Raw genomic sequence first — 4,800 nt, forward strand, 5'->3', positions numbered from 1 at the left:
TCGTGGGCCAGACCGAAGTCAGCGAGTCGGCCAGCGGGACCTTCCCCCTCCCGCACAGCGACTACTACAGGGTCAACCTGCCAGCTCAGACCAGCCTTCGGGTGGACATGCGCACCAACGGCTACCAGTTCATCGGCCTATCGCTGACGGATGYGGTCGGCAACAGCTTGGCCAGTTCCACCCCGGCTGCGGTCAAGTCCGTGACCTACACCGGTGGCGACAGCCCGCAGGAGATCTACATCCGCGTCACGGCGCCCCCGGCGCAGCTGGATGACGTCGACAGCAAATACCTGCTGCTGCTGAGCCGTCCCTGATCGCGAGCGCCGCGCCGGACTGGAATCCGCTCCACCACCGGCGCATCCTCGCGTACCTGTTTGCCAACGGCCGAACCAACCGCATGGAGCGGTGCTCGGGCACGACACGCCAAATGCGACTCAGCTTCCGAATGACATGAGCTCTGCGCGTTTGCAGATGTCGTTCGAGTTGCAGGCAAAGCACGCGCAACGCAGGATGCTTCGGCAACACCGTATCGAGCTGGCGGATGGCAATCTCAGCCGACCGAGGCGGCAGGCGCGCAAACGGATCATCGGGGGACRACAGGTGGCAGGAGGACTCGACAAGAGCGAGATGGCGCAGTCGGGAGCGCGCCGTTGGGTCCATGTCCAGCAACTGCGTCGGCGCGCCGACCGGCACCGGCACCGCGCGGAGCAGTGAAGGTTCGCCCAAACCACCATGATGGTTTCGGCGCCATGAGCGGCATCGCCACTGCCTTGGGTGAGGTGTTCATGTCGATGGCGAGTCATTGCTCTCGAGCAGCGTGCGTACATGCACTCGACCATAAAACCAGTCCATGGGCGTGGCCGCCACAGTGTCAGCGAGCATTCCTGATTAACTTGTGACGAACCGCGCGTCAAGGTTCACCGATGCGCTTTTTGAGGCAACAATTCACATTTGTGCGCCTTCTGCCGAGGCCCAGGTCGGCGCGCCGCGCCGGCGGGCCGAGAGTCCACAGTGGCGCGGAAGCTCAAGATCGCATGCCGCCGATGCAACGCCTGTCCCTCACCACGTCCCGATCTGCCGCGCTGTTGCCGACTGCGGCGCGAAGCAGCGGCCGGTACGCGCCGACGCCATGAGCGAGCTTCTCATCGCACTGCCCGGCGGTTCGCTCGACCTGCTCGGACGGTGCGTGCTCCGCCACGGAGAACCGGTGAAGGTCGAGCCGCGGGCATGGCGCGTGCTGGAGAAACTGGCCCGCTTCCGCCACCGAGTGGTGACGAAGGAGGAACTGCTGGCCGCGCTGAGTCCAGACGGCGCGGTATCCGAAGCCGCGCTGCGCCAGGCGATCCGTGCGGCACGGCTGGCCATCGGAGACGACGGGCCGCAGCCGATCATCCGCTCGATCCCGCGTGTCGGCTACATGCTCGACGTGCCATCGGCACCGGCATCGGCATCGGCATCGGCGTCGTCCCCGGAGCGGGCGACGCCTGGCTCGTTGCGCGACGGTGTGCCCTCGTTGATCATCGGCCCGTTGCGCAATCACACCGGGCGCCCGAGCCTGCAGTGGGCGGCGCACGGCCTGGTGGCCTGCATCGCGCACGGCCTGTCGATCGACGGACGCATCCAGGTTCAGGACGCACACTCACTGGAGACGTCGTGGCCGCAGGAAGACCCACGGATGCTGCAGATGTTGCGCGCGGCCGGCGCGCGCTATGCCGTGGTCGGTTCATTGACGCTTGCAGGATCCGAACTCGCGCTCGATCTCCACGTCCATGACGACGACAAGAAGACCGTCATTTCAATCCGCGCCGCTGCTCCCGCAGGGCTCGTGCTTCCCGCCATCGAGGCCCTGCGGCACGCACTGCTGGGCGTCGGCGAGCACCACGGCCACGAGTTGAGCGGCTGCTCGCTGCTGTCCATCGAGTTGTTCGCACGGGCCAAGCACTCTGCTGCGATGAACCGGCATCCAGCCGCGCTGCGGGCACTTGCGCTTCTGCAGCACCTCGACCCGGGGTTTCCACGCCTCGATCTGGAACTTCTGCGTACTCAGGCGATCTGCGGCAGCGACGATGGCCTGGTCTGCGGGGCACGCCTGCTGGAGGCCGCCAGACGCAACCAGGACCAGTGCCTTGAAGCGCAAGTGCAGCAGTACTTCGGGACGCTGTACCACGCGAGAGGCCGGTTGCGCGACGCGGCGCAGAGTCTGGAGCACGGCCTCGTGTTGGGCCGCGTCTGCATGCCTCCGCACTGGCAGGGGTACACCCTGACGCTGCTGGCATCCGTCGAGTGCCGCCTCGGCGAGCTCCATTCCGTAGCGACACGTCTGAACGAGGCCCAGACGATCTTCACGGGCATCGGCAGCCACTGGGGACTGCTGAACGTGCTGTGGCTCCGGGCGATCATGAGCTCACTGTCTGGCCATGCAGAGAAGTCCATCCGATGGAACAGAAAGCTCGCCCACGCGGCCCGCAGGCTCAATGCCACGACAGCGCTTGCAAGCGTGTGCCTCAATCTCGCGGGCGAACTGCTTTACGCGGACCGGCTGGACGAGGCGCGAGAGTGTGCGGAAGAGGCGACCGCGACTGCGCTGGCGATCGAGGCCAACATGATCCTGTTGACCACCGTCGTCAACATCCACTGCCTGCTCCATCGCCAGCAAGGCCGTCCAGACGCCGCCGCTGAGCTGCTGTCCCTGCTGCCCCAGCCGGACCGGGTGCAAAACAACGGCTACCTCTGGCAGGCCCATGGTCATGCCGCCATGGCGGCTGGGCGCGTCGACGAGGCGGCCGACTGTTTTTTGCGGGCGGCGGCCGAGTGCCGTCGCCACGGCAACCGCGCGGCCGAGGCGCCCCTGTTCCCCTGGCTCGTGGAGGCCCTCGTGCGCAGCGGGCGCCTTCCACTTGCAGAGGCCGAACTGGACCGCGCAGACACGCAAGCCCATCTGCAGGACGAGAACACCACCGCGAACCTCCTCTACCCGCGCGCGTTGCTGGCACGGCGGCGCCAACAGGAACCGGAGACCCGGTCGCTGCTTGCACGGCTCGCAACCGCGCCGGCTGCACTGCCCCTGTTCCGACGGCTGGGACGGGAGCTGTCGGCGGCACCACCCAGCGAGGCGCAGCGCGAGCCCCCTCTGCCGATGGCGCCGCCCAACGACGCGATGCTTCGGGAGTACCGCTTCGCCCACTGCATGCTCGATGCGGAACGCCGGGAATTGTGGGTCGATGGGCGGCGCCAGACACTCGCGCCAAAGCCGTTCGACGTGCTCTTGCACCTGTACCGCAATCGTCATCGCCTGGTGACGCAAGACGAACTCCTCGACACCGTGTGGCGCCAGGCAGCCGCGTCGCCGGAAGTGGTTGCGCAGGCGATCGCCAGGATTCGCCAGGTGATGCGACGGAGCAAGACGCACGCGGTGCGGATCAAGACCGTCTCCGGCAAAGGCTACGGGCTGGTGGCCGATGCGCGTGCAGCCCCCGAAGACGACACCGCCGCGACGCTCCTGTCGGACTTGCACGGGATCCGGGAGCATCCGCTGGCTGTCGTGCCGCTGGCGGGCGGAGACCTGGGCGCCGGCGTCGCGGATCGAGATCTCGCGTATCCCCTGGAAGTTCTCGGCTACACCCTGGCTGTGCACGCGATGCTGAAGCGCATGTCCGCCGCTGAGGTGCAAGCGGGCGTCGATGCTGCCACGGCCCCGACGCCAGAGGCCATTGCGGCCGCGATGGGCACCCGCAGCCCCGGCGTGCACGTCCTCTTCGCCCGGCTGGCGCGCCACTTGGAAACCTTGACGCTGGAGTACGTGTTGCTGTCGCCCGCGTCTCGGATCGAAGGGAGCATGCACGACCGGTCGCCGACGGCACTCGGCCGGCGGCTGGCCGCACGGCTGCTTCAGCTGCATGTTGGCGTCGCGGAGGGGAACGCTCAAGCCGTGGACGAGAGTGAGTGGATGGCGCGGATGTTCGACCTCGCATCGCGCGCCGCCGAAGAACACCGTCGGAGCGAAGCACTGCATGTGCTGGACGTGGTCCTCGACCAGGATCCCGACCACTACCTGGCGGCGGACCTCAAAGCGCGCATCGAGGCCGGCCGCGGCGCGCTGGACAGCGCGCACTCGACGAGCACGTCCACGCCTTGATCGGCCGGCAAGTTCGGACACCGATCCTGGCGATGGACAAGGCGGTCGGGCGCTGTGCTCGTCCAGCAGTTTGGAGTTCGCCGCCGAGCGCCGGTACGGTTGCCATGCCGGCTGCTTCAGTCAATCGATTCGGGGTGAATTTGCATCCTGTTGCATGGCGTCTCGCCGCACCAACGCTGCACGTGGCTTTCGTCGGTCGTCACAGTTTCATCATTCGCGCCCATGTCGCGCTCCACACAATCGCGCCGGTAATTGAGAGCGTGGCACGTCGAACGACGTGTACGCACCGCACTTTGACGCAATAGGAACTTCACGATGATGCCAAGCCAACGCCCGACACGTGCCACTGCAACAAGCGCACTGCTGTGCGCACTGGTGCTATCAGCCTGCGGGGGCGGCAAAGACTCAAGCACCCCAGCGCCACCCGTTGGCTCTGCTCCTGCTCCTGCTCCTGCTCCTGCTCCTGCTCCTGCGCCGGCACCTGCACCTGCACCTGCACCTGCACCTGCACCTGCACCTGCACCTGCACCTGCACCTGCACCTGCACCCGCACCCGCACCCGCACCTGCACCCGCACCGCCTCCTTCGATCACGACAGCCCTCGGCAAGCCCGGCCGGCTCCTCGTGGGCCTCGGCGCGGCCAGWCCTATCGCGGACATGAAGGC

4 protein-coding genes are annotated in these 4,800 nt (G+C 67.1%); 3 read left to right on the top strand and 1 reads right to left on the bottom strand.

Features of this window, described 5'->3' with window-relative positions; translation table 11 throughout:
- From AC1D01_RS21050 to AC1D01_RS21060, 3 genes are all read left to right on the top strand, one after another.
- On the top strand, positions 1–314 hold a 314-nt coding region (locus tag AC1D01_RS21050), incomplete at its 5' end, for a hypothetical protein (protein ID WP_477869715.1).
- A gap of 136 nt (positions 315–450) precedes the next feature.
- Positions 451–714 (top strand): hypothetical protein, encoded by a 264-nt coding sequence (locus AC1D01_RS21055; protein WP_477869717.1) that lies wholly within the window; start codon positions 451–453, stop codon positions 712–714.
- 415 nt (positions 715–1,129) lie between these two features.
- Positions 1,130–4,135 (top strand): winged helix-turn-helix domain-containing protein, encoded by a 3,006-nt coding sequence (locus AC1D01_RS21060; protein ID WP_477869719.1) that lies wholly within the window; start codon positions 1,130–1,132, stop codon positions 4,133–4,135.
- A 310-nt stretch (positions 4,136–4,445) separates the two neighbouring features.
- Here the strand turns inward: AC1D01_RS21060 and AC1D01_RS21065 are convergent, their stop codons facing one another.
- Positions 4,446–4,712, bottom strand: a complete 267-nt coding sequence (locus AC1D01_RS21065) for a hypothetical protein (RefSeq protein ID WP_477869721.1) — start codon at positions 4,710–4,712, stop codon at positions 4,446–4,448.
- Between the last annotated feature and the right edge of the window lie 88 nt (positions 4,713–4,800).

The organism is Rhizobacter sp. P3_B12, from assembly GCF_056402895.1.

What these genes read in the sequence shown, in the direction of transcription:
- AC1D01_RS21060 (WP_477869719.1), top strand. Translation starts at nt 1,130, where the DNA reads ATGAGCGAGCTTCTCATCGCACTGCCCGGCGGTTCGCTCGACCTGCTC.